We start from the raw sequence: 21,173 nt of genomic DNA, 5'->3' as shown, positions 1-21,173 counted from the left end.
GCTGATACTCAGCTCTGAGCCGGCACCGCGAAGCTTGCCGGCTCCTCGTCGCGCTGCCAGCGCTCCCACATGGTCATGTAGGCCGCTTCGATATGGCGGGCGAAGCGCACGGTGTCGAACAGCGCGCAGGTGTCGCGGTTCTGCGCGAGCCGCGACTTGACGGCCGCGAGCGTCGCGGGCTCGCGCGCGAGCTTCAGCGCCAGCGCATGGTATGCGTCGAGATTGGACGTGACCATGTCGGCCATGCCGGCGGCATGATTGAGGCTGGCGGCCACGCGTCCGGCAAAGCTCTCGCCGAGACAGGTCAGCACCGGCAGCCCGGCCCATAGTGCGTCGCTTGCCGTGGTGTGGGCATTACAGGGCAGGGTGTCGAGGAACAGATCGGCCAGGCGATGGCGAGCCAAGTGGTCGGCCGGCAACGCGCGATCGGCGAACACCAGCCGCGCCGGATCGATGTCGCGCCGCTGCGCTTCATTGCGAAGGTTTTTCTCGGCGCCCTCGTTGTCGCGCAATAGCCAGAGCGTGCTGCCGTCGACGTCGCGGAGGAGTCCCATCCAGACGTCGAACACCTCGGGCGTGATCTTCCAATTGTTGTTGAACGAACAGAACACGAAGCCATGTTCGGGCAGGCCGGCTTCGGCGCGGCTCGGAATCCGTTCGGCGATCACGCGCTTGCGATCATTGCACTGATAGCTGTCCGGCAGCTGCACGATTTTTTCGTCGAAATGCGGCTGCAGCGAAAACGGCGACGCGACCGGATCGCCGATGAAATAGTCGATCAGCGGCGTGCCCACAGTCGCCGGATAGCCGAGATAGCTCACCGCGATCGGCGCAGGCCGGTGGGCGAAGATGCCGATGCGCGATTCCTGCGTATGGCCCTTCAGATCGATGGCGATGTCGATCTCGCGCTCACGCAGCATCCGCGCGACATCGATGTCGCTGCTCTGATAGACGTCGTGGAATTCGTCGAAGGCCGAAACCAGCCGCGCGCGCATCGCGGTGCGATCGTTGGTGCTGAACGAGAACGCGAAGGTCTCGAAGCGCGCGCGGTCGTGCTGCTCGAACAGGCCGGCCATCAGGAAGGCCGTGGCGTGCTCGCGGAAATCGGCCGAGAGGTAGGCGATGCGCGGCTTGTCGTGGCGCCACTTTTCGCCCTTCCACATCGGCTCGGGCATCACCGGCAGCCGGTGCTCGACATAGTTGGCTGCGCACTGGCGCTGCAGCGCCGGATCGCCGGTGTAGCCGAATTGCGCGAAGGCCGAGATCACCGAGGTGTTGTTGCGGATGTGGGATTCGACCGTCGGCCAGAACTCCGCACGCTTGTCCCAATCGCAAAGATTGACCGCGCAGCTTGCAGCGCCGCTGAAGGCGTGCGGATGGCCCGGCTGCAATTCGCTCAGCCGCTTGAAGCTCCCCATCGCCTCTTCGAAGCGCTTGAGGTCGCGCAGCGACTCGGCACGGTTGTTGAGCGCGTTGATGTGGTCCGGCCGTGCGGCCAGCGCCCGGTCGCAGCTCGCCAGCGCCTCATCGTAGCGCCGATAGTCGTGCAGGATCATGCTGCGGTTGGACAGCGCGTCGGCAAAATCCGGACGGATTTCGACGGCGCGATCGTAGCTCGCCATCGCCTCGTCGAAGCGCTTGAGCTCGCGTAGCGAGTTGCCGCGGTTGCACCAGGCTTCGGCGAGACCGGGGAAGATCGCGACGGCCTTGTCGTAGCTTGCCAGTGCTTCCTCGAAGCGCCGCAGGCCGTAGAGAATGCCGGCGCGATTGTAGAGGGCCTCGACATAGTCCGGGCGGAGCGCGATGGCGCGGTCGGCGCTGGGCAGGCCGTCGGCGTAACGCTGCATCTCGCTCAGCACAGCACTTTTGTTGCAGAGCGCCTCCGGGAAATCCGGGCGAAGCGTCAGCACACGGTTGTAGGCCGTCAGCGCCTCTTCGTGGCGGCGAAGGTCTTTCAGCACGTTGCCGCGGTTGAACAGCGACTCGACATGGGTCGGCCGGAGCACGAGGGCGCGGTCGAAGCTTTTCAGCGCATCCTCGTGGCGGCCGAGCTGGATATAGACATTGCCCTGGTTGGAAATCGCTTCGACATAGCTTGGCGTGATCGAAAGCGCCTTGCGCAGGCCTTCCAGCGCCTCATCGTGGCGGCCAAGCGCCATCAGCACCACGGCGCGGTTGTTGTGGGCCTCGGCGAATTTCGATTTCAGTTTGATGGCGCGGTCGAAGCTTTCGATCGCCTCGGCCGGCCGGTTGAGCGCATTCAGCACCAGACCATGATGCATCAGGATCTGCGGCGAGGGAGCGCGCGCCTGCATGGCCTTGGCGGTGTATTGCAAAGCCTCGGCGTACTGCGCCTGGTCGTAACGGATCAGCGCCAGATATTGCAGGGCGTCGATATGGTCCGGCCGGCTGGCGAGAATTCGCAAATAGAGCTGCGCCGCCTCGTTGAACTTGCCCTGCTTGTGCAGCGCGAGCGCCTGCGCCAGCGTCTGCGGCACGTTGAGCGGCGCGGATTGCGGCAAAGGCAGTGACGGCATGTCGGCCCGGAACCCCTGATGGCTCCGTAAATGGCATCGGCTGATTCGTCCAGATGGAAATCGCGCTGCTTCCGCCCGCGGCAAGCCTGGAGAGCGTTTCCTCTTGCGTGGAAGCACGCCCGTCCCACACGCAGGCTGTCACCGCCGGGCTTGACCCGGCGGGCCATGACCCTGTCTTGATAGCGGAAGTCTTACGTAAGACTGCTTTCAACCGCGCCCGCTCATGGATTGCCGGGCCACGCGCTTACGCGCGGCCCGGCAATGACACCGCCGTTGTGGCTCGCTGCGCTGGCAAACACGCGTGATTTAGATGGCGCTTTCCCGCTCGAGCTTCTTCTTGTTTTCGAGGCAGTAGTAGCCCGACAGCCGGCTCACCAGCTTGTCGCGAATCCAGTCGTTGAGAATGCGGCTGACATTCTCGCGGGCGATGCCCGCCATGGCGGCCACGTCGCTCTGGCTGACCTTCTGGCGGATGAGGACGCGGCCCTGGCCCACGTCATGGCCGAACGCTTCAGCCAGATCGAGCAGCGCGCGAGCGACACGGCCCTTGAGCGGCAGGAAGCTTCCCGCCGCCACCACGCCATCGGTGTCGCGCAGCCGCGAGGCCAGTAGCGTCACGAGATCCTTGTAAACCTGCGGATGATCCTCGGCGAAAGTCTGGAACGCCGCGCGGCTGACAAAGGTCAGCTCCGACTCGCGGACAGCGGCCACCGAAGCCGAGCGCGGCAGGCCGTCGATGGTCGAAAGCTCGCCGACGATGCCGCCAGGTCCGACGATGGCCAGAATCCGCTCGGCGCCGGACGGCGCGATCATGCTGACCTTGAGCAGGCCTTGCTCGACCCGGTAGCAGCCGTCGCCGGGGTCCCCTGCGACAAAAAGCACCTCATCCGCGGCGAGCTTCGTCTGTCTGGCATTGGCGAAAAGCTTCGCCGCCAGAGTCTCGGGAAACACCGAAAAAAGGTTGGTGGGCGGGGTCATAACCGTCGTCGCTACGGGATCAGCCTGCAGCTGACGATAGCTCAATTCTCACGTCACGCTTGCAAAAAAAGCCCGTCCTGGCGGAACCAGAACGGGCAGTTAAGGTGCGGGGAGGAACTTGGAACGCAATTCAATCGCAGATATCGGTGAGCGCGGCGCGCGCGACGTCGGTTCGAATCATGCCGAGCCGGGCGAGATCGGGACTCGAGCGGCGGCTCAGCGTGCGATAGCGCGCCTCGATGTCGCGGCCCTGACGAGCACCGGCGCAGTATTCGGCGCAGCTCGCGACCACAGCGGCGAAGATCGTGTCGATGGCGGCGACAGAACCGGAGGTGGCTGCGATCCGTGTCATGGCGATTTCCCTTTCGCGAAATCCCAGAGCATCTGCGCTCCTCATGATCCACATGCTAAGCCCGGCAGCCGAGCCGCGATGTGTTCGCCATCACAAAAATGCGGATTCCAGACCCCCTCATAAGCCTCTGATTGTTATGGCGTTCCCGGAATGAAGAAGGGCGCCCGGTGGGGCGCCCTTTTGACGTTCGTGATGGCTGCGTGGCCGACTATTCGGCGCCGCCGGCGGCCTCGCGCTGATCGCCGCGTTCCGCCTTCTGCTTGGCCTCGAGGTCCTCGCCGGTGGCCTGATCGACCACCTTCATCGACAGCCGCACCTTGCCGCGCTCGTCGAAGCCCAGGAGCTTCACCTTGACCTTGTCGCCTTCCTTGACGACGTCGGTGGTCTTCTGGACGCGGTTCGCTGCGAGCTGGCTGATGTGAACCAGGCCATCCTTGGCGCCGAAGAAGTTGACGAAGGCGCCGAAGTCCATCGTCTTCACGACAGTGCCTTCGTAGATGTGACCGATCTCGGGATCGGACGCTATCGACTTGATCCAGTTGACCGCGGCCTTGATCGACTCGCCGTCGGACGAAGCCACCTTCACGGTGCCGTCGTCCTCGACGTTGATCTTGGCGCCGGTCTTCTCGACGATCTCGCGGATCACCTTGCCGCCAGTGCCGATCACTTCGCGGATCTTGTCCGTGGCGATCTTGAAGGTCTCGATGCGCGGCGCGTATTCGCCGAGCTCGGCGCGGGCCTTGTCGAGCGCCTTGGACATCTCGCCGAGGATGTGCAGGCGCCCACCCTTGGCCTGAGTCAGCGCCACCTTCATGATCTCTTCGGTGATGCCGGCGATCTTGATGTCCATCTGCAGCGCGGTGACGCCCTGCTCGGTGCCGGCCACCTTGAAGTCCATGTCGCCGAGATGATCCTCGTCGCCGAGGATGTCGGACAGCACGGCAAAGCGCTTGTCTTCCAGGATCAGGCCCATGGCGATGCCCGCAGTCGGCCGCTTCAGCGGCACGCCCGCATCCATCAGCGCCAGCGAGGTGCCGCACACCGTCGCCATCGACGACGAGCCGTTCGACTCGGTGATCTCCGAGACGACGCGGATGGTGTAGGGGAACTCTTCCTTCGGCGGCAGCATCGGATGGATCGCGCGCCACGCGAGCTTGCCGTGGCCGATCTCGCGGCGACCCGGTGCGCCCATGCGGCCCGTCTCACCGACCGAGTACGGCGGGAAGTTGTAGTGCAGCATGAACGATTCTTTGTACGTTCCGGTCAGTGCGTCGATCCACTGCTCGTCCTCGCCGGTGCCGAGCGTGGCGACCACGATCGCCTGCGTCTCGCCGCGGGTGAACAGCGTCGAGCCGTGGGTGCGCGGCAGGAACGGCGCTTCGACGGTGATCGGACGAACGGTGACGAGATCGCGGCCGTCGATGCGCTTGCTGGTGTCGAGAATGTTCCAGCGTACGATCTTGGCTTCGAGCTCCCCGAACACGCCGCCGACCAGCGTCATCGGGCGATCCGGATTGTCCTTGCCGTCCGGGAAGAAGTGCTCCATCGCCTTCTTCTTGACGGCGCCGACTGCCTCATAGCGCTCGGCCTTGGCCGGGATCGCATAGGCCTTGCGGAGATCGGCTTCGACGATGCCGAGCATTTCCGTTTCGATGGCCTTGGTGTCCGGCACGGCGAACTCGCGCGGCTCCTTCGCGGCTTTCTCAGCGAGCTGGATGATCGCGTTGATCACCGGCTGGAAATGCCGATGTCCGAACATCACGGCGCCGAGCATGATTTCCTCGGACAGCTCCTTGGCTTCCGATTCGACCATCAGCACGGCGTCTTGCGTGCCGGCGACGACCAGATCGAGCTGGGTGTCCTTCATCTCATCGAGCGTCGGATTGAGCACGTATTCGTTATTCACGAATGCAACGCGCGCGCCGCCGATCGGTCCCATGAACGGTACGCCGGAGATCGTGAGTGCCGCGGAAGCAGCGACCATCGCGACGATGTCGGCGTCGTTTTCCTGATCGTGCGACATCACCGTGCAGGTCACCTGCGTGTCGCAGCGCCAGCCATCCGGGAACAGCGGGCGGATCGGACGGTCGATCAGGCGCGACGTCAGCGTGTCCTTCTCGGTCGGGCCGCGCTCGCGCTTGAAGTAGCCGCCGGGAATACGGCCGGCCGAATAATACTTTTCAGTGTAGTTGACCGTCAGCGGCATGAAGTCGATGCCGGGCTTCGGCGCCTTGGCGGCCACCACGGCCGCGAGTACTGTGGTCTCGCCGTAGGTGGCCAGCACTGCGCCGTCGGCCTGACGCGCGACCTTGCCGGTTTCCAGGGTTAGCTTGCGGCCACCCCAGTCGAGCTCAACACGTTGTGTATCGAACATTTCGATTTTCTCTCATGGTTTTCGCGAAGGGGCGAACGCCATGAGCAAGACGGCGAGATGCTTTCGCGCGCGGTCGCACCGCGTCCTGCGAAAGCATCTCGCGATCCTGCCATGGCCCTCGTGCCTCCGGTGAGGCGAGCCAGGCACCGTATGCGCCGGGCTCAAAAGCGGCAGCGCATATCGCTGCCGATGAATGGCGAACCGAACCGCGGCTCGCAACAAACGCGCGGGGACAATCCCGCGCGGTATGGCTCAGCGGCGAATGCCGAGCTTCTCGATCAATCCCTTGTAACGCTTCTCGTCGGTACGGCGGAGATAATCAAGCAACTGACGACGCTGCGACACGAGCTTCAAGAGCCCGCGGCGCGAGTGGTTGTCCTTGACGTGCGACTTGAAATGCTCGGTCAGGTTGGTGATCCGCTCAGTGAGGATCGCGACCTGCACCTCGGGCGACCCGGTGTCGCCGGACTTGGTGGCATTGGACTTGATGACTTCTGCCTTACGCTCAGCAGTAATCGACATCGGCTAGTGACCTTTCTGCGGCCGGCGGCTTCCCACAACCCCGGTCAGGTTGAATACGCGCTTGGGGACGATCTCGCCGCGGTCGACTTCGGCCAGGGCCAGCAAACGGCCCGAAACCGTGACATAGACCGTTCCGCGAAAGATGGGTGCGTCCCGTCCGCGCAACAAAACGGCTTGGCCTCTTTGAAGCCTCGCCGCGTCTGACCCGCTGACGGCCAGTGCCGGGATGTCGTCCAGCGCGGTCTCAACGGGCAGAATGACGTCGGCGAGATTGGCCTCGCCGGCGGCTGCTCTATGGCATAGCTCGGTCAGCTGTTCCAGCGAAATCATGTCATTTTCGCCGAATCCGCCGACCGACTCGCGCCGTAAAGCATTGATATGTCCAAGACTTCCGAGCGCCCGGCCGATGTCGCGGGCGAGCGAGCGCACATAGGTGCCCTTGCCGCATTCGGCGACGAATTGCGCATGGTCGGGGTCCGGAAGGTTAACCAGCTCGAGCCGGTGGATGTCGACCGGCCGGGCCGCGAGCTCCACGACCTCGCCGTCCCGGGCCAGGTCATAGGCCCGCTCGCCGTCGACCTTGATGGCCGAATAGCGCGGCGGCACCTGGGAGATGGTCCCGCTATACGCCGGCAGCGCCGCCAGGATGGCGTCGCGCGTCGGGCGATTGTCACTGGTCGCCGTGACGGCGCCATCGGCGTCGTCGCTGTCGCGCTCCTCGCCCCAGCGCACCGTGAAGCTGTAGGTCTTGCGGCCGTCCATCACGAACGGGACGGTCTTGGTGGCCTCGCCGAGCGCCACCGGCAGGCAGCCCGAGGCGAGCGGGTCGAGCGTGCCGGCATGTCCGGCGCGCTTGCAGGAAAATAGCCGCTTGATCGCGCCGACCACCTGGGTCGAGGTCATGCCGACCGGCTTGTCGATGATGAGCCAGCCGTGCACGTCGCGCTTTTCGCGGCGGAATTGCTGCTTGGGCTTTTTCTGCGAAAACGGCCGTGGGCGTTCCTGCCCCTCTTGAGGGGCGGTGCCGGCAACGGCGTCATGCTGCGGCTCCGCAAGAGCGGAGAGGGCGGCCTCGTCCGGCGGGCGCTGCTCGTTACTCATCGCCCTCCTCTTGGCCATCCTCACGCTTGAGATCGCGCTGGACCGCCGGCGTCCGCAACAGCTTGTCGATCCGCTCCGCTTCGTCGAACCGCTCGTCGGCGCGGAAACGAATGTCGGGCGCGAATTTCAGGTTCACGTGATGGGCGATCTCGCCGCGCAGATAGCGCTTGTTGCGCTCCAGCGCCTCGATCACCTCTTTGATGTCGCGCCCGCCGAGCGGCATCACGTAGATGGTCGCAAGCCGCAGGTCGGGCGACATGCGCACCTCGGGCACCGTGATCAGATGTCCTTCGAGCACCGGATCGTGCACGTCGCCGCGCGTCAGCATCTCGGACAGCGCGTGACGAATGAGCTCGCCGACGCGCAGCGCGCGTTGCGAGGGGCCGGCTTGCGACTCGCGGTCGCGATGATGTTTGTTTCTCAAGATTGCTTTCCAGCTTTGCCGACGTCATGCCCGCACTTGTTGCGGGCTTCCACGTCTTGCTTCTCTCAAATGAGGGAAGGCGTGGATGCCCGGCACAAGGCCGGGCATGACGTCGGATAGGGCGATGGAGTTTTCGTTCGCCTGAGATTCGGACTCAGAGCGAGCGTTGCACCGTCTCCACCCGATAACACTCGATCACGTCACCCTGACGCATATCCTGGTAGGCCTCGAAGGCCATGCCGCATTCCATGCCGGCCGTGACCTCGCGCACATCGTCTTTGAAGCGCTTGAGCTGCGACAGCTTGCCTTCGTGAACGACGACGTTGTCGCGGATCAGGCGCACGCCCGCGCCGCGCTCGACCTTGCCGTCGGTGACGCGGCAGCCGGCGACCTTGCCGACCTTCGACACGTTGAACACCTCGAGGATCGACGCGTTGCCCAGCATGGTCTCGCGCCGTTCGGGCGTGAGCAGGCCGGACATCGCCTTTTTAACGTCGTCCACGAGATCGTAGATGATGTTGTAGTAGCGGATCTCGATCCGGTCGCGCTCGGCCTGCTCGCGCGCTTCCTTGTGGGCGCGCACGTTGAAGCCGATGATCGCGGCGCCCGAAGATGTCGCGAGCGTGATGTCCGACTCCGTGATGCCGCCGACGCCGGAATGAATGATCCGCGCGCCGACCTCGTCGGTGCCGAGCTTCTCCAGCGCGCCGGAGATCGCTTCGAGCGAGCCCTGCACGTCCGTTTTGATGATCAGCGGGAAGTCCTTGCGGCCCGAAGTCTTGAGCTGCGACATCATCTGTTCGAGCGAGCCGCGCATGCCGGTGGCATGTGCCGCGCTCTTCTCGCGCTTCTGACGGACGCGGTAGTCGGTGAGCTCGCGGGCGCGGGCCTCGTTGTCGACCACGGCGAGACGATCGCTCGCCTCGGGTGTATCGGCGAAGCCCAGCACCTCGACCGGAACCGACGGGCCGGCTTCTTCCACCTGCTCGCCTTTGTCGTTGACCAGCGCACGGACACGGCCCCAGGCCGCACCCGCGACGATGATGTCGCCGACATCCAGCGTGCCGCGCTGCACGAGCACGGTCGCGACCGGGCCACGGCCGCGGTCGAGCCTGGCCTCGATCACGGTGCCCTCGGCGTCACGGCGCGGGTTGGCCTTCAGGTCGAGAAGTTCGGCCTGCAGGCCGATCATTTCGAGCAGCTTGTCGATGCCGGTCTTCTTGGTCGCCGACAGCTCGACGTCGACCACGTCGCCGCCCATAGACTCGACCTGCACCTCGTATTGAAGCAGGTCGGTGCGCACGCGCATCGGATTGGCATCCGGCTTGTCCATCTTGTTGATGGCCACGATCATCGGGACCTTCGCGGCCTTGGCGTGATTGATGGCCTCGATGGTCTGCGGCATCACGCCGTCGTCGGCGGCGACCACCAGCACCACGATGTCGGTAACCTTGGCGCCGCGGGCGCGCATCGCCGTAAACGCGGCGTGGCCCGGCGTGTCGATGAAGGTGATCTTGCCGTGCGACGGCGAGTCAACCTGGTAGGCGCCGATGTGCTGGGTGATGCCGCCGGCTTCGCCCGACACGACGTTGGTCTGGCGAATGGCGTCGAGCAACGAGGTCTTGCCGTGGTCGACGTGGCCCATGACGGTCACGACCGGCGCGCGCGGCTCGAGATCGTCCGGATCGTCGGCGACGTCGAACACGCCTTCCTCGACGTCAGCCTCGGCGACGCGCTTGACGGTGTGGCCGAGTTCCTCGGCGATGAGCTGGGCGGTGTCGGCGTCGATCACGTCGTTGATCGTCGCCATCTGGCCCTGTTTCATCAGGTACTTGATGATCTCGACCGACCGCTCGGACATGCGATTGGCGAGTTCCTGGATGGTGATCGCCTCGGGGATCGTGACCTCGCGAGAGATCTTCTCGCGCGGCTCGTTGCCCATCATGGCCTTGTGACGGCGCTGCTCGCGGCGATGGAACGACGCGGTCGAACGCTCGCGCACGTCGTCATTGAGCGCATTGACGAGCGTCAGGCGGCCGCGCGGCCGCTCGGTCGCGGTCTTGGCGGCGCGGGTCGGACGTTGCGGGGGCGCCGCCGGGCGCATGGCGCCGCCGGGGCCGCGCCGGAATTTCGGCGCTTCTTCTTCTTCGGATTCCAGAGCCGGGCGGGCACCGGGACGTGCCGGTGCGCCGGGACGTGCCGGGGTGCCAGGACGCGCCGTGGAAGTGCCAGGCCGCGCAGCCGCAGCCGGCGCTTTGGCAGCAGGCGCCGCCGGGGCGGCCGCCTCGGGTTCGCCAAAACGCTTCTTGGCAACCTCGTCGGCTTTTTTCTTGGAGACCTCGTCGTGTTTGCGACGGTCGTCCTCTTCGCGCTTGCGGGCTTCGGCAGCCTCACGCTCGACCTTCTCGGCGGCTTCGCGCTGGGCGCGGATCTTGGCCTCTTCCTCGGCGATCTTGCGCTCTTCGGCCTCACGCAAACGCGCGTCGCCGAGCGCGTGAGCACGCCGCTCTCGCTCTTCGTCGGTCAGGGTGCGCAGCACCACGCCGGAGGACTTCGGCGGCGCCGAGCTCGGCGGGGCGGATGCAGGGCGCGCGGATCGCCCGGCAGGTGCGGGATCGGGGCGCTTGGCGACCGGCGGCGGTGCAACGGGCGCCGGAGCGGCGGCCGGCTCGGGCTTGCCGTCGCTGCCCATGCGGCGTTTCTTGACCTCGACCACCACCTGCTTGCTGCGGCCATGGCTGAAGCTCTGGCGCACGACGCCAGTCTCGGTGCGCGGCTTGAGCGAGAGCGTCGACTTGCCGCCTACGCTCAACGTCTTGCCGTCGGGGGTCTTGGTGTCAGCCATTCAGTCGCAATTCCTGTCAATTCCGTACGCCGTTGCCGCCGCTGTCGCCGGGGACACCCGATCGAAAGCGCTCCAGGCGCGCTAAACGCGCCAGAACCGTGTCATTCGCAGGCCCGGCAAGCAGGGCTGCATGTACCACATTTGACCGCCCCAGTGCCAAATCCAATTGGGCGGTGGTGAAGGTTTTGATGGCCAGGATCCGGTCGCAGTCCGGCCGGTGCCGCAGTGCTCCGGCGAGCTTGGCCACCCCGTCATGGCCGGCATCCGATGCGTGGATCAGGCCCACGATCGGCTCGCGGGCGATGGCGGCCTCGACCTTGGCGAATCCGGTCAAAACCGAGCCCGCCTTGCCGGCAATCGCCAGCGCATCGAGCACCGCCCGCTGCAGCATGAGCTCGGTCTGATCGATCAGCTCAGCCGTCGCGCGGATGTCCCGTTTGAAGCCGCGCGCGAACACATTTCGTGTGACGGCGTCCTTCAACGTCAGCCTGTCTGCCGTGATCCAGAGACCGCGGCCCGGCAGTTTGCGCTTCAGGTCCGGCACGACACCGTCGGGTCCGACCACGAAGCGGATCAAATCCTCGACCGGCTTCACCGTCCGGGTCACCGCACACAGCCGTTCGGTGCCCGGGCCGCCCTTGCGCGGCCCGGCATCGAGTTCGTCCTGGTGCGTTTCCGCCAGCATCGATATCGCAACGTCTCCTGTTACGCCGGTTGGGCCTCAGCCTCGGCCGGTTCGTCTTCCGCCGCAGCCGGCTGTGCCAGATCGGCTTCGGTGATCCAGCCGGCCTTGAGACGGGCCTGCATGACGATCGCTTCCGCCTCCTCGCGGGACAGATCGTGCCCATCGAGAATGCCGGGCTCCCGCTTGGTCTCGCCGTCCTTGCGCTCGGTCCAGCCGGTCAGGTCGTCGGTCGCGCAGCCCGCGAGGTCTTCGACCGTCTTGATGCCGTTCTCGCCGAACTTGACCAGCATCGCGGTGGTGACGCCGGGAACGTCCTTCACGGCATCTTCGACGCCGAGCTCCTTGCGCTTCGCATCGAGCTCGCCCTCGATCTTGGCGAGATATTCCTGAGCGCGAGTTTGCAATTCGCGCGCGGTGTCCTCGTCGAAACCTTCAATACTCGCGAGCTCCTTCTCGTCGACCAGCGCCAACTCCTCGACCGAGGCAAAGCCTTCGGACGCGAGCAGCTGACCGACCACCTCGTCGAGATCGAGCGCCTCCATGAACATCTTGGTGCGCGTCTGGAACTCGGCCTGGCGGCGCTCCGACTCTTCCTGCTCGGTGAGGATGTCGATGTCCCAGCCGGTGAGCTGCGAGGCGAGGCGCACGTTTTGACCACGGCGGCCGATCGCAAGCGATAGTTGGGCATCCGGCACCACAACTTCAATACGCTCGCGGTCCTCGTCGAGCACCACCTTCGCGACTTCGGCGGGCGCGAGCGCGTTGACCACGAAGGTCGCGATATCGGGCGACCACGGGATGATGTCGATCTTCTCGCCCTGCAGCTCGTTGACGACGGCCTGCACGCGCGAGCCGCGCATGCCGACGCAGGCGCCGACCGGATCGACCGAAGAATCCCTGGAAATCACGGCGATTTTTGCGCGCGAGCCCGGATCGCGGGCCACCGCCTTCACCTCGACGATGCCGTCATAGATTTCCGGCACCTCCTGGGCGAACAGCTTGGCCATGAACTGCGGATGGGTGCGCGAAAGGAAAATCTGCGGCCCGCGCGGCTCGCGGCGCACGTCGTAGATAAAAGCACGCACGCGGTCGCCGTTGCGCAGCGTCTCGCGCGGCAGCATCTCGTCGCGGCGGACGATCGCCTCGCCGCGGCCTAGGTCGACCACCACGTTGCCGTATTCAACCCGCTTGACGATGCCGTTGACGATGTCGCCGATGCGGTCCTTGTATTCCTGATACTGCCGGTCGCGCTCGGCCTCGCGCACCTTCTGCACGATGACCTGCTTGGCAGACTGTGCGGCGATGCGGCCGTATTCCAGCGGCGGCAGCGTGTCGGCGATGGTGTCGCCCACCTGCGCCGCAGGATTGCGCTTCTTGGCGTCGTCGACGCTGATCTGGTTCGAAGGGTTCTCGACGTTGTCGACCACCAGCATGTGGCGCGCCAGACGAAGCTCACCAGTCTTGGGATTGATCTCGGCGTGCACGTCGGTTTCCGCGCCATAGCGCGAGCGTGCCGCCTTGGCGATCGCATCCTCCATGGCGGTGACCACGATGGTGCGGTCGATCGACTTCTCGCGGGCAACCGCATCGGCGATCTGCAACAGTTCGAGCCGGTTGGCGCTGACGGCCATCGCTCATTCTCCTTCGTGCTGGGCGCGGTTCCGGTGCTTGCCGGGGCCGTGCGGACTTGAGTTCCGTTGATGTGAGGGGTCGGTGGGCCGGCTTGCGGCCGGCTCGTTATCGTTCAGCAGCTGCTCGCGCTCGGCCTGCTTGCCGCGGCGGAGCGATTCCGCAATCAGCGCGTCTGTGAGCACCAGCTTGGCCTCGGCCATGTCTTCGATCGGCAGCATCACGTCGGCGGGTTCCCCGGCAGGGGCGTCCTCGCGCTGAATGCGGGCAAGATGGCCTTCGGCGCCGAGCAACTGGCCACGGAAGCGCTTGCGGCCGTGGGCCGCGACAGCCATCTCGATCTTCACCAGATTGCCGGCGTAGCGCTCGAAATCCGATTGACGAACCAGCGGGCGGTCGATGCCGGGCGACGACAGTTCAAGACGGTAGGCTTGATCGACCGGATCACTGGCATCGAGCACCGGCGACAGCGCGCGCGAGCAGATTTCACAGTCCTCGATGGTCATCGTGCCGTCCGGCCGCTCGGCCATCACCTGCACGGTGCAGCCTTCGGACCCGCTCACCCGCACGCGCACCAGCCGGTAACCCAGGGTTTCGATCACAGGCTCCACGACCGCGGCGACGCGGGCCGCCAATCCTGGTTCAACGATCAGGCGCTTTTCCACGCCTGCTGTGGTCTCGATAGCCTCGGTCATCCGCCTGCTTCGGTGCCTGCCAAACTTCGGTTTTTCGCGCGTTCTCGCCCAACCGGAGCCCCAGTGGGGTCGCTCAGGTAACAAAAAAGAGCGGGTCCCGGGGGGCCCACTCTCAAAACCCAATCGGATCATCCGACCGTTATGAGATGTCTATAACAGACAAGTGAAATATAGCGGATTTCCAGGCCCTTGCAAGAGGAGGAATTGGCTAACGGTTCCTTTAGAAAGCTCACCTACCTTGCCGGTGTAAGGCCGGAGTGTTGTCGCCGGCAGGATTGTAGCATGTCGGCGTCCGCGTCCCTGATTCCCGAGTTGGAAGACGTTATCCAAAACGCTTCGGCCGAGCGGCGCGCTCGAACGGTGCAGCGCATCGCCAACCTGTTCGTCGATGGCGCCGACAGCTTCAACGAAGATCATATCGGGCTGTTCGACGACGTGCTGTGCCGCCTCGTCGTCGAGATCGAGGCCAAGGCGCGCAGCGAAATGGCGCAGACCATGGCGCCGGTCGCCAATGCGCCGACCGGGCTGATGTATCGGCTCGCCAAGGACGACGATATTGCGGTGGCGGGCCCTGTGCTGGCGCAGTCGCAGCGGCTTCAGGAGAGCGAGCTCGTCGAGCTCGCGAAGACGCGCAGCCAGGCGCACCTGGCGGCGATCGCCGGCCGCTCCGACCTCGGCGAAGCCGTCACCGACGTGCTGGTGCGGCGTGGCGACAGCGAAGTGGTGCGCAATGTCGCCGACAATCAATCGGCCAGGCTCTCCGAGGGCGGGTTCTCGGCGCTGGTGAAGCGCGCCGAAGGGGATGAGGACCTCGCGCAGAAGGTCGGCTCGCGGACCGATATTCCGCCGCATCTGTTCCGCGAACTGCTGGTCCGCGCCACGGCGGTCGTGCAGCAACGGTTGCTGGCCTCGGCCAAGCCCGAGACGCGCGCCGAAATCCAGCGTGTGCTCGACAAGATCTCGAAGGAATACGACAAGGCCGCGCCGGCGCGCGATTACTCGGCAGCGCTGCGCGTTGTCCGCGACTTGCAGCAGGCAGGCTCGCTCGGCGAGGCCGAGCTGGTCGAGTTCGCGAACAACAAGCAGTTCGAGGAAACGGTCGCCGCGGTGTCGGTGCTGTGCGGCGTACCGATCGAGACCGCGGACCGCCTGATGGCGGGCGACCGGCCCGATCCAATCCTGATCCTCTGCAAGGCCGCGAACTACGGCTGGACCACCGTGAAGGCGATCATCATGGCGCGGCCGAGCGGCCGTGGCACGTCGAACCACTCGATCGAATCGGCTTTCGCGAATTTCGAAAAGCTCTCGGCCTCGACCGCGCAGCGCGTGGTTCGCTTCTGGCAGGTCAGCGCCCCCGACGACGATATCTGAATCTAACAGCTAGTTTTTTCTGAAAATCAGATAGCAGGGCACGCGGCCTTCGCGCTTGGCTTTCGCCTCGTAGCGCGTGCTGAAGAAGTGCGGCCACGGCTTGCGCCAGTCATCGGCGCGTTCGGCGGTCCATTCGAAATCCGGCGACCGCATCAAGCGCGCCAGCGTCCAGGAGACATAATCCGGGATGTCGCTGGCGAAACGGAATTCGCCGCCTGTGCGCAAAAGCCGCGCGATCGCGGCGATGCTTTTGTCCTGCACGAAGCGGCGCTTCCAGTGGCGGCGCTTCGGCCATGGGTCGGGGTAGAGCAGATCGAAACGCGACAGGCTCGCGGCGGGCAGCCACGCCAGAATGTCGGTCGTGTCGCCGTGGTAGAGGCGGATGTTCGTGAGCTTGCGATCGTCGATTGCCGCGAGCGCCTTCGCCATGCCGTTGATGAAAGGTTCGACGCCGATGAAGCCGACATCGGGCTGACGGCAGGCTTCGGCGATCAGATGTTCCCCGCCGCCGAAGCCGCTTTCCAGGCGCACGTCGGAGGCGTTGTCGAACAGCTTACGGAGATCGGCAGGCGCCGGCGCCGTGAGGTCAAGCGCCAGCTTCGGCAGCAGCGCGTCGAACAGCGCGGCTTGCCGCGGCTTGAGGGCGTGGCCTTTGCGCCGGCCGAAGAACGCGCCCGTGTATTTCTTCTCTGCATCGGTCATCAAGCGGACTATCAAAAACGACGATGCCCGGCACAAGGCCGGGCATCGAACTTAATTGAAGCTGTGGCGCTTACTTGAAAGCGCTCTTGAGCTGGCTCACGAGGTTGGTCTGCTCCCAGGAGAAGCCGCCGTCCTTCTCCGGCTGACGGCCGAAGTGGCCGTAGGCCGCGGTGCGGCGATAGATCGGCCGGTTGAGCTTCAGCGAGCGGCGGATGTTGGTCGGCGTCAGCCGGAAGATCTCCGGCAACACCTTGGCAAGCTTGCGCTCGTCGATATCGCTCGTGCCGTGGGTGTCGACCAGAACCGACATCGGATCGGCAACACCAATCGCGTAGGCGATCTGGATCGTGCACTGGCTGGCAAGACCCGCCGCCACCACGTTCTTGGCCAGATAGCGCGCCGCATAAGCCGCCGAGCGGTCGACCTTGGTCGGATCCTTGCCCGAGAAGGCGCCGCCGCCGTGCGGGGCGTAGCCGCCGTAGGTGTCGACGATGATCTTGCGGCCGGTCAGGCCGCAGTCGCCGTCCGGGCCGCCGACCACGAAGTTGCCGGTCGGATTGACCAGGAAGTCCGACGACTTCTTGGGCATCCAGCCCTTCGGCAGCGCCGACTCGACCGCGTCCTCGATCAGGTCGCGGACCATGCCCGGCGTATACTTCTTGCCGTTGCGGCTCTTCTCGTTGTGCTGGGTCGAGACCACGACCTTGGTGCAGCCGACCGGCTTGTTGTCGACGTACTGCACCGTCACTTGGCTCTTGGCGTCGGGCTGCAGGTCGTGAAGCTGGTTGGAGCGCCGTTTGTCCGACAGGACCTTCAGTATCTTGTGAGCGAAATAGATCGGGGCGGGCATGTACGAGCCCTTCTCGTAGACCTCGGACTCGGTGCAGGCGTAACCGAACATCATACCCTGGTCGCCGGCGCCTTCTTCTTCGCCACCCTTCTTCTTCTTGGCGTTGACGCCCATGGCGATGTCGGGCGACTGGCCGTGCAGCAGCACCTCGACGTCGGCGCCGTGGTAGGAGAAGCCGTTCTGGTCGTAGCCGATATCCTTGACCACGCCGCGGGCGATCTCGGTGATCAGTTCGCGGTCGACCACCGACACGCCGTTGATGGTCTTGAACAGTTGGCCGCGGCCTTCGCCCGCAATCACGATCTTGTTCGTCGTGCAGAGCGTTTCGCAGCCGAGCCGCGTGTTGATCTGGCTGTCGTCGGCGATGCCGAGCTTGATGTCCTTCTCGATGAAGGCATCGAGGATGGCGTCGGAGATCTGGTCCGAGACCTTATCTGGATGGCCTTCAGACACGGATTCACTGGTGAAGAGGAAGTTGGCGCGGGACACGTGCACTCTCCTGGAATGGCGGCAAGCCTCACGTCCGCCGTATAAAGGTTTCTTTATGCGGCGTACAGTAGCGCGGTCAAGGTGTGGGATGATGTGGGCAAACGTTCCGGTCGCGGCGGGCAGCGGCCCGGCCGTAACGTTTATTGCTTGTCGTCGGAGGCGATCTGCTCGACGAGATCGACAATCTTACGGCGCAGCTTGGCGTCCTTGATGCCCATGAAGGCCTTGGTCAGCGCGAGACCATCCGAGGTGGCGAGGAAGTCCGAGACATAGGCTGGAGACGGCGCTTCGCTCAGGTTGGCCGCCGGTTGTCCGGGCGTTTGCGGCGCGCCTTCGAAGAAGAAGGAAACTGGAACCTGGAGGATGTGCGAGATCTGCTGAAGCCGGCTCGCGCCGATTCGGTTGGCGCCCTTCTCGTACTTCTGCACCTGCTGGAATGTGAGGTCGAGCGAGTCGCCGAGCTTCTCCTGACTCATTCCGAGCATCATTCGTCGCATACGTACTCTTGCGCCCACGTGCTTATCGGTGGGATTGGGCGCCTTCTTAGCCATCATGCTGCTTGAACTCCGGTTCCCCTGAACAAACCGCAGTTATTGCTCACAGATCATACTCGCATGCAATCAGTGAAATCCCCGCACGCGCAGTCATCGCAACGATAAACGATTCGCCAACGCTGGTTAGCAATTGAGTTTAATTTGCGAACTGCGCGAATGCGGCGATGCTCAATTTCTGTCGTGCCAGATGAGGTGTTCAGATACGGATGAACAATCAATGGCATAGAGCTTTGTATCGAACGCATAGGTAATTCTGGCGCAATCAGCTGCCGCGCGTGCGGCGGCGAATGACGATGATCGCTATGAAACCAACTGTCAGGAAAACCCCGGCATCGCCGATGCGCGCATAAATCGGTGCATCAATGGGTCGCGGCAGTTGCGCATCGAGCACGCCCTCAATCCCAAGCGGCAGTGATCGCACGATGCGGCCTGCAGGATCGATCACCGCAGAGATGCCGGTGTTGGCGGCACGCACCAAAGGCAGCCCGAGTTCGATCGAGCGCAACTGAGCCTGACGAAGGTGCTGATAGGGACCGCTGCTGATGCCGAACCAGCCGTCGTTGGTGAGGTTGATGAGCCAGCCCGGCCGCTCGCCATCGGCGTGCACTTCGCCCGGAAACACGATCTCGTAGCAGACGAACGGCAGCACGCGCGGCGCGCGTGGCACATCGAGTGCGCGCCGTCGCTCGCCAGGGATGAAGCCGCCGGGCAGCTTGGTGAGCTGCATGATGCCGAGGCTTTCGAGGAAATCCTGGAACGGCAGGTATTCGCCGAACGGCACGAGGTGGATCTTGTCGTAGACCGACAGGATCGAGCCGTCGTGATCGATGACGTAGATCGAGTTGTAGGCGCGCTCGAGCTTCTGTCCCGGTGCGAGCTCGGGCGCACGCACCGCGCCGGTGATCAGCACGGTGCCTTGCGGCAAGAGCTGCGCGATCTGCGCCATGGCGTCGGGCTCGCGCGTCAGCAGAAACGGAAACGCCGACTCCGGCCAGATCAGATGCGTGACATCGCGCACGCCCGACGACTGCGGGCCGGTGGAGCGGTCCGACAGCTCGAGATAGTGGCTCATGACCCGCTGCTTAGCCGCGTAGTTGAACTTCTCGTCCTGCGGCAGGTTGGGCTGCATGATCCGCAGCCGCACATTGTCGACGAACTGCGTCGGCGTGCGCGACAGACGGAAGGCGCCGTATCCCGCAAGCGCCACGAGCAAGGCCACGCTCAGTGCCAGCGGCAGCCATGGCCGTCGCGTGTCGCTGCGTTCGTCGAACAGAACCGCGGGGCTTGCGAACACGGCGATCGAGACGAACGTCAGGCCCCAGACGCCGATCAGCGAGGCGCTTTGCGCAAGAGAGAGCGATCCGGTGAGCGCGTAGCCGTAGGCATTCCACGGAAAGCCGGTAAACAAATGACCGCGCAGCCACTCCGCGGCGGTGAGTGCGACCGCCAGCGCAAGGAGCCGCATCGGTCCGCGCGTCCAGAGGAGCCGCGCCAGCGCGAGGCCCAGCGCGGTGTAGATCGCCATGCCGGCCGGCAGCGCCGTCACCGCGAACGGCAGCAGCCAGCCGAAGGTTTTGACGTCGACCAGGAATGCGTAACCGACCCAATAAAGTCCGATGAGATGATAGCCGAAGCCGAACCACCATCCTGCGGCCGCGGCTCCTGGCACGCCGCCGAGGCGGCCGCCCGGGGCGCCATCGGTGAGCCACACCAGAACCGGAAACGTGAAGAACAGCACCGGCCAGGCGTCGAGCGGCGCCATTGCCAGCGCCGAGCAGGCGCCGGCCGCCATCGCCACGAGTGCCCGCCGCCAGCCCCAGCTCAGCACGATCCAGTGCGCGAGGCGCGTGACGGCAGGTGCGGTGTGGGTCGTTTCGATCGCGGTCACGATTTCTGCGGTGCGCTGGAATCGGCGGATGGTTGCGCCTTCGCGGCATCATCCGACGGCGGTTCAGGTGGCGAGGTCGGCGGCGCAATGGCTGCCGCCGTTGTGTCTTCAGTGCCGCTGAAGCGGCGTCGCCCCTCGCGATCGCGCTCGATCGTACGGTTCTTGCTGCGGTGGATGCGGACCTTCTTGACGCGGCGCGGATCGGAATCCAGCACCTCGATCTCGAAACCCTCGGGGCCCGGCACAAGCTCGCCGCGCAGCGGCAGGCGGCCGACCTGCGCCATCAGATAGCCGCCGATGGTGTCGACCGACTCGGCGGCATCGCCAACGTCGAACGCCACGCCGATCGCGGCGGTGACGTCGTCGAGACTCGCCCGCGCGTCGGCCACATAGGAGCCGTCGTTCTCGCGAACCACGGCGGGCAATTCGTCCTCGTCGTGCTCGTCTTCGATCTCGCCGACGATCTGCTCGACGATGTCCTCCATCGAGACGAGGCCGTCGGTGCCGCCATATTCGTCGACGACGAGTGCGAGATGAATGCGCGTCGCTTGCATCTTCTCGAGCAGGTCGATCGCCGGCATCGATGGCGGCACGAACAGCATCTCGCGCATGATCTTGGTCGACGACAGCGGCAGCGACAGATCGATGGCGTTGAAATCGAGGCCTGCGGGCCGCGGTTTCTTGCGCTTCGTCGCCTTCTGCGGATCGACGGCGGCCTGCGCCGTCATGAAGGCGATCAGGTCGCGGATGTGGACCATGCCCATCGGGTCGTCGAGCGTGTCGTCGTAGGCGACGAGCCGCGAATGGTTCGCCTTCTCGAACACCTTCACGAGCTCGCCGAGCGGGATGTCCTGCTGCACGGCGATGATGTCGCCGCGCGGCACCATGACGTCCTCGATCCGGCGGCCGCGCAGCGCCAGGATGTTGCGGATCATCGTGCGCTCTTCGGGCGACACGCCGGCCTCGCCGGGGCCGGCCGCTTCGAGCACGACCTCGATGTCGGCGCGCGTCGGCCCGTTGCGCCAGCCGAAGATCGCGCGAGCGAGCCGCGCGAAGAAACCTTCGCGGTCGCCATTCGCCGTGCGGGCAACCGGCACCGGGAGATTGCGATGTTGACTTAAAGCGCCCGCCGGTTCCGCCGAACGGCCTGACGCATCGGAATCAGGCATGGGGTGTG

At 64.9% G+C, this 21,173-nt stretch carries 17 protein-coding genes; 1 reads left to right on the top strand and 16 read right to left on the bottom strand.

Annotated elements, in window-relative coordinates; all coding sequences use genetic code 11:
* Positions 1-8: 8 nt before the first annotated feature.
* The 11 genes from RHPLAN_RS00600 to rimP all read right to left on the bottom strand — a co-directional run bounded on the left by RHPLAN_RS00600 (position 9) and on the right by rimP (position 14,142).
* Positions 9-2,537: a tetratricopeptide repeat protein gene (locus tag RHPLAN_RS00600; RefSeq protein WP_068012967.1), complete on the bottom strand. Its 2,529-nt coding sequence runs from the start codon at positions 2,535-2,537 to the stop codon at positions 9-11.
* Between the two features lie 306 nt (positions 2,538-2,843).
* Complete coding sequence (locus RHPLAN_RS00595; protein ID WP_068012965.1) at positions 2,844-3,515, bottom strand: Crp/Fnr family transcriptional regulator; 672 nt, start codon at positions 3,513-3,515, stop codon at positions 2,844-2,846.
* Between the two features lie 130 nt (positions 3,516-3,645).
* Complete coding sequence (locus RHPLAN_RS00590; RefSeq protein WP_068012963.1) at positions 3,646-3,867, bottom strand: hypothetical protein; 222 nt, start codon at positions 3,865-3,867, stop codon at positions 3,646-3,648.
* Between the two features lie 208 nt (positions 3,868-4,075).
* The gene (gene pnp, locus RHPLAN_RS00585) at positions 4,076-6,241 is read right to left on the bottom strand and encodes a polyribonucleotide nucleotidyltransferase (protein WP_068012962.1); all 2,166 of its coding nucleotides are present in this window, start codon (positions 6,239-6,241) and stop codon (positions 4,076-4,078) included.
* Positions 6,242-6,493: 252 nt separating this feature from the next.
* Complete coding sequence (rpsO, locus tag RHPLAN_RS00580; RefSeq protein WP_068012960.1) at positions 6,494-6,763, bottom strand: 30S ribosomal protein S15; 270 nt, start codon at positions 6,761-6,763, stop codon at positions 6,494-6,496.
* 3 nt (positions 6,764-6,766) lie between these two features.
* A complete protein-coding gene (gene truB / locus RHPLAN_RS00575; RefSeq protein WP_157099982.1) occupies positions 6,767-7,864 on the bottom strand; it encodes a tRNA pseudouridine(55) synthase TruB in 1,098 nt (365 codons plus the stop codon).
* The gene (gene rbfA, locus RHPLAN_RS00570) at positions 7,857-8,288 is read right to left on the bottom strand and encodes a 30S ribosome-binding factor RbfA (RefSeq protein ID WP_157099981.1); all 432 of its coding nucleotides are present in this window, start codon (positions 8,286-8,288) and stop codon (positions 7,857-7,859) included. The genes truB and rbfA overlap by 8 nt, the downstream gene beginning before the upstream one ends.
* Positions 8,289-8,442: 154 nt before the next feature.
* A complete protein-coding gene (infB, locus tag RHPLAN_RS00565; protein ID WP_068012956.1) occupies positions 8,443-11,133 on the bottom strand; it encodes a translation initiation factor IF-2 in 2,691 nt (896 codons plus the stop codon).
* Positions 11,134-11,149: 16 nt separating this feature from the next.
* Complete coding sequence (locus tag RHPLAN_RS00560; RefSeq protein ID WP_068012954.1) at positions 11,150-11,818, bottom strand: RNA-binding protein; 669 nt, start codon at positions 11,816-11,818, stop codon at positions 11,150-11,152.
* 20 nt (positions 11,819-11,838) lie between these two features.
* Positions 11,839-13,449: a transcription termination factor NusA gene (gene nusA / locus RHPLAN_RS00555; protein ID WP_068012953.1), complete on the bottom strand. Its 1,611-nt coding sequence runs from the start codon at positions 13,447-13,449 to the stop codon at positions 11,839-11,841.
* A 3-nt stretch (positions 13,450-13,452) separates the two neighbouring features.
* Complete coding sequence (gene rimP / locus RHPLAN_RS00550) at positions 13,453-14,142, bottom strand: ribosome maturation factor RimP (protein WP_084244083.1); 690 nt, start codon at positions 14,140-14,142, stop codon at positions 13,453-13,455.
* A gap of 282 nt (positions 14,143-14,424) precedes the next feature.
* On the opposite strand from rimP, the gene RHPLAN_RS00545 reads away from it, so the two are divergent.
* On the top strand, positions 14,425-15,513 hold the full coding sequence (locus RHPLAN_RS00545; protein WP_068012951.1) for a DUF2336 domain-containing protein: 1,089 nt from the start codon (positions 14,425-14,427) through the stop codon (positions 15,511-15,513).
* A 9-nt stretch (positions 15,514-15,522) separates the two neighbouring features.
* On the opposite strand, the gene trmB is transcribed toward RHPLAN_RS00545, so the two are convergent.
* The 5 genes from trmB to RHPLAN_RS00520 form a co-directional block, all read right to left on the bottom strand.
* A complete protein-coding gene (gene trmB, locus RHPLAN_RS00540) occupies positions 15,523-16,215 on the bottom strand; it encodes a tRNA (guanine(46)-N(7))-methyltransferase TrmB (RefSeq protein WP_068012950.1) in 693 nt (230 codons plus the stop codon).
* Positions 16,216-16,285: 70 nt separating this feature from the next.
* Complete coding sequence (gene metK, locus RHPLAN_RS00535) at positions 16,286-17,554, bottom strand: methionine adenosyltransferase (protein WP_068012948.1); 1,269 nt, start codon at positions 17,552-17,554, stop codon at positions 16,286-16,288.
* Between the two features lie 140 nt (positions 17,555-17,694).
* A complete protein-coding gene (locus RHPLAN_RS00530; RefSeq protein WP_068030302.1) occupies positions 17,695-18,105 on the bottom strand; it encodes a helix-turn-helix domain-containing protein in 411 nt (136 codons plus the stop codon).
* A gap of 265 nt (positions 18,106-18,370) precedes the next feature.
* A complete protein-coding gene (lnt, locus tag RHPLAN_RS00525; RefSeq protein ID WP_237180015.1) occupies positions 18,371-19,996 on the bottom strand; it encodes an apolipoprotein N-acyltransferase in 1,626 nt (541 codons plus the stop codon).
* Positions 19,993-21,165 (bottom strand): hemolysin family protein, encoded by a 1,173-nt coding sequence (locus tag RHPLAN_RS00520; RefSeq protein ID WP_068012946.1) that lies wholly within the window; start codon positions 21,163-21,165, stop codon positions 19,993-19,995. The genes lnt and RHPLAN_RS00520 overlap by 4 nt, the downstream gene beginning before the upstream one ends.
* Positions 21,166-21,173 lie beyond the last annotated feature (8 nt).

It is taken from the genome of Rhodoplanes sp. Z2-YC6860 (assembly GCF_001579845.1).
Lineage (GTDB): Bacteria > Pseudomonadota > Alphaproteobacteria > Rhizobiales > Xanthobacteraceae > Z2-YC6860.
Note: the sequence above shows the minus strand (reverse complement) of the source record. Positions and strands in the feature narration are given on the sequence as shown.

Excerpts from the sequence above, each read along its gene's own strand:
- RHPLAN_RS00600 (WP_068012967.1), bottom strand. The coding sequence starts at position 2,537 with ATGCCGTCACTGCCTTTGCCGCAATCCGCGCCGCTCAACGTGCCGCAG.
- RHPLAN_RS00595 (WP_068012965.1), bottom strand. The coding sequence starts at position 3,515 with ATGACCCCGCCCACCAACCTTTTTTCGGTGTTTCCCGAGACTCTGGCG.
- RHPLAN_RS00590 (WP_068012963.1), bottom strand. The coding sequence starts at position 3,867 with ATGACACGGATCGCAGCCACCTCCGGTTCTGTCGCCGCCATCGACACG.
- pnp (WP_068012962.1), bottom strand. The coding sequence starts at position 6,241 with ATGTTCGATACACAACGTGTTGAGCTCGACTGGGGTGGCCGCAAGCTA.
- rpsO (WP_068012960.1), bottom strand. The coding sequence starts at position 6,763 with ATGTCGATTACTGCTGAGCGTAAGGCAGAAGTCATCAAGTCCAATGCC.
- truB (WP_157099982.1), bottom strand. The coding sequence starts at position 7,864 with ATGAGTAACGAGCAGCGCCCGCCGGACGAGGCCGCCCTCTCCGCTCTT.
- infB (WP_068012956.1), bottom strand. The coding sequence starts at position 11,133 with ATGGCTGACACCAAGACCCCCGACGGCAAGACGTTGAGCGTAGGCGGC.
- RHPLAN_RS00560 (WP_068012954.1), bottom strand. The coding sequence starts at position 11,818 with ATGCTGGCGGAAACGCACCAGGACGAACTCGATGCCGGGCCGCGCAAG.
- nusA (WP_068012953.1), bottom strand. The coding sequence starts at position 13,449 with ATGGCCGTCAGCGCCAACCGGCTCGAACTGTTGCAGATCGCCGATGCG.
- rimP (WP_084244083.1), bottom strand. The coding sequence starts at position 14,142 with ATGACCGAGGCTATCGAGACCACAGCAGGCGTGGAAAAGCGCCTGATC.
- RHPLAN_RS00545 (WP_068012951.1), top strand. The coding sequence starts at position 14,425 with ATGTCGGCGTCCGCGTCCCTGATTCCCGAGTTGGAAGACGTTATCCAA.
- trmB (WP_068012950.1), bottom strand. The coding sequence starts at position 16,215 with ATGACCGATGCAGAGAAGAAATACACGGGCGCGTTCTTCGGCCGGCGC.
- RHPLAN_RS00530 (WP_068030302.1), bottom strand. The coding sequence starts at position 18,105 with ATGGCTAAGAAGGCGCCCAATCCCACCGATAAGCACGTGGGCGCAAGA.
- RHPLAN_RS00520 (WP_068012946.1), bottom strand. The coding sequence starts at position 21,165 with ATGCCTGATTCCGATGCGTCAGGCCGTTCGGCGGAACCGGCGGGCGCT.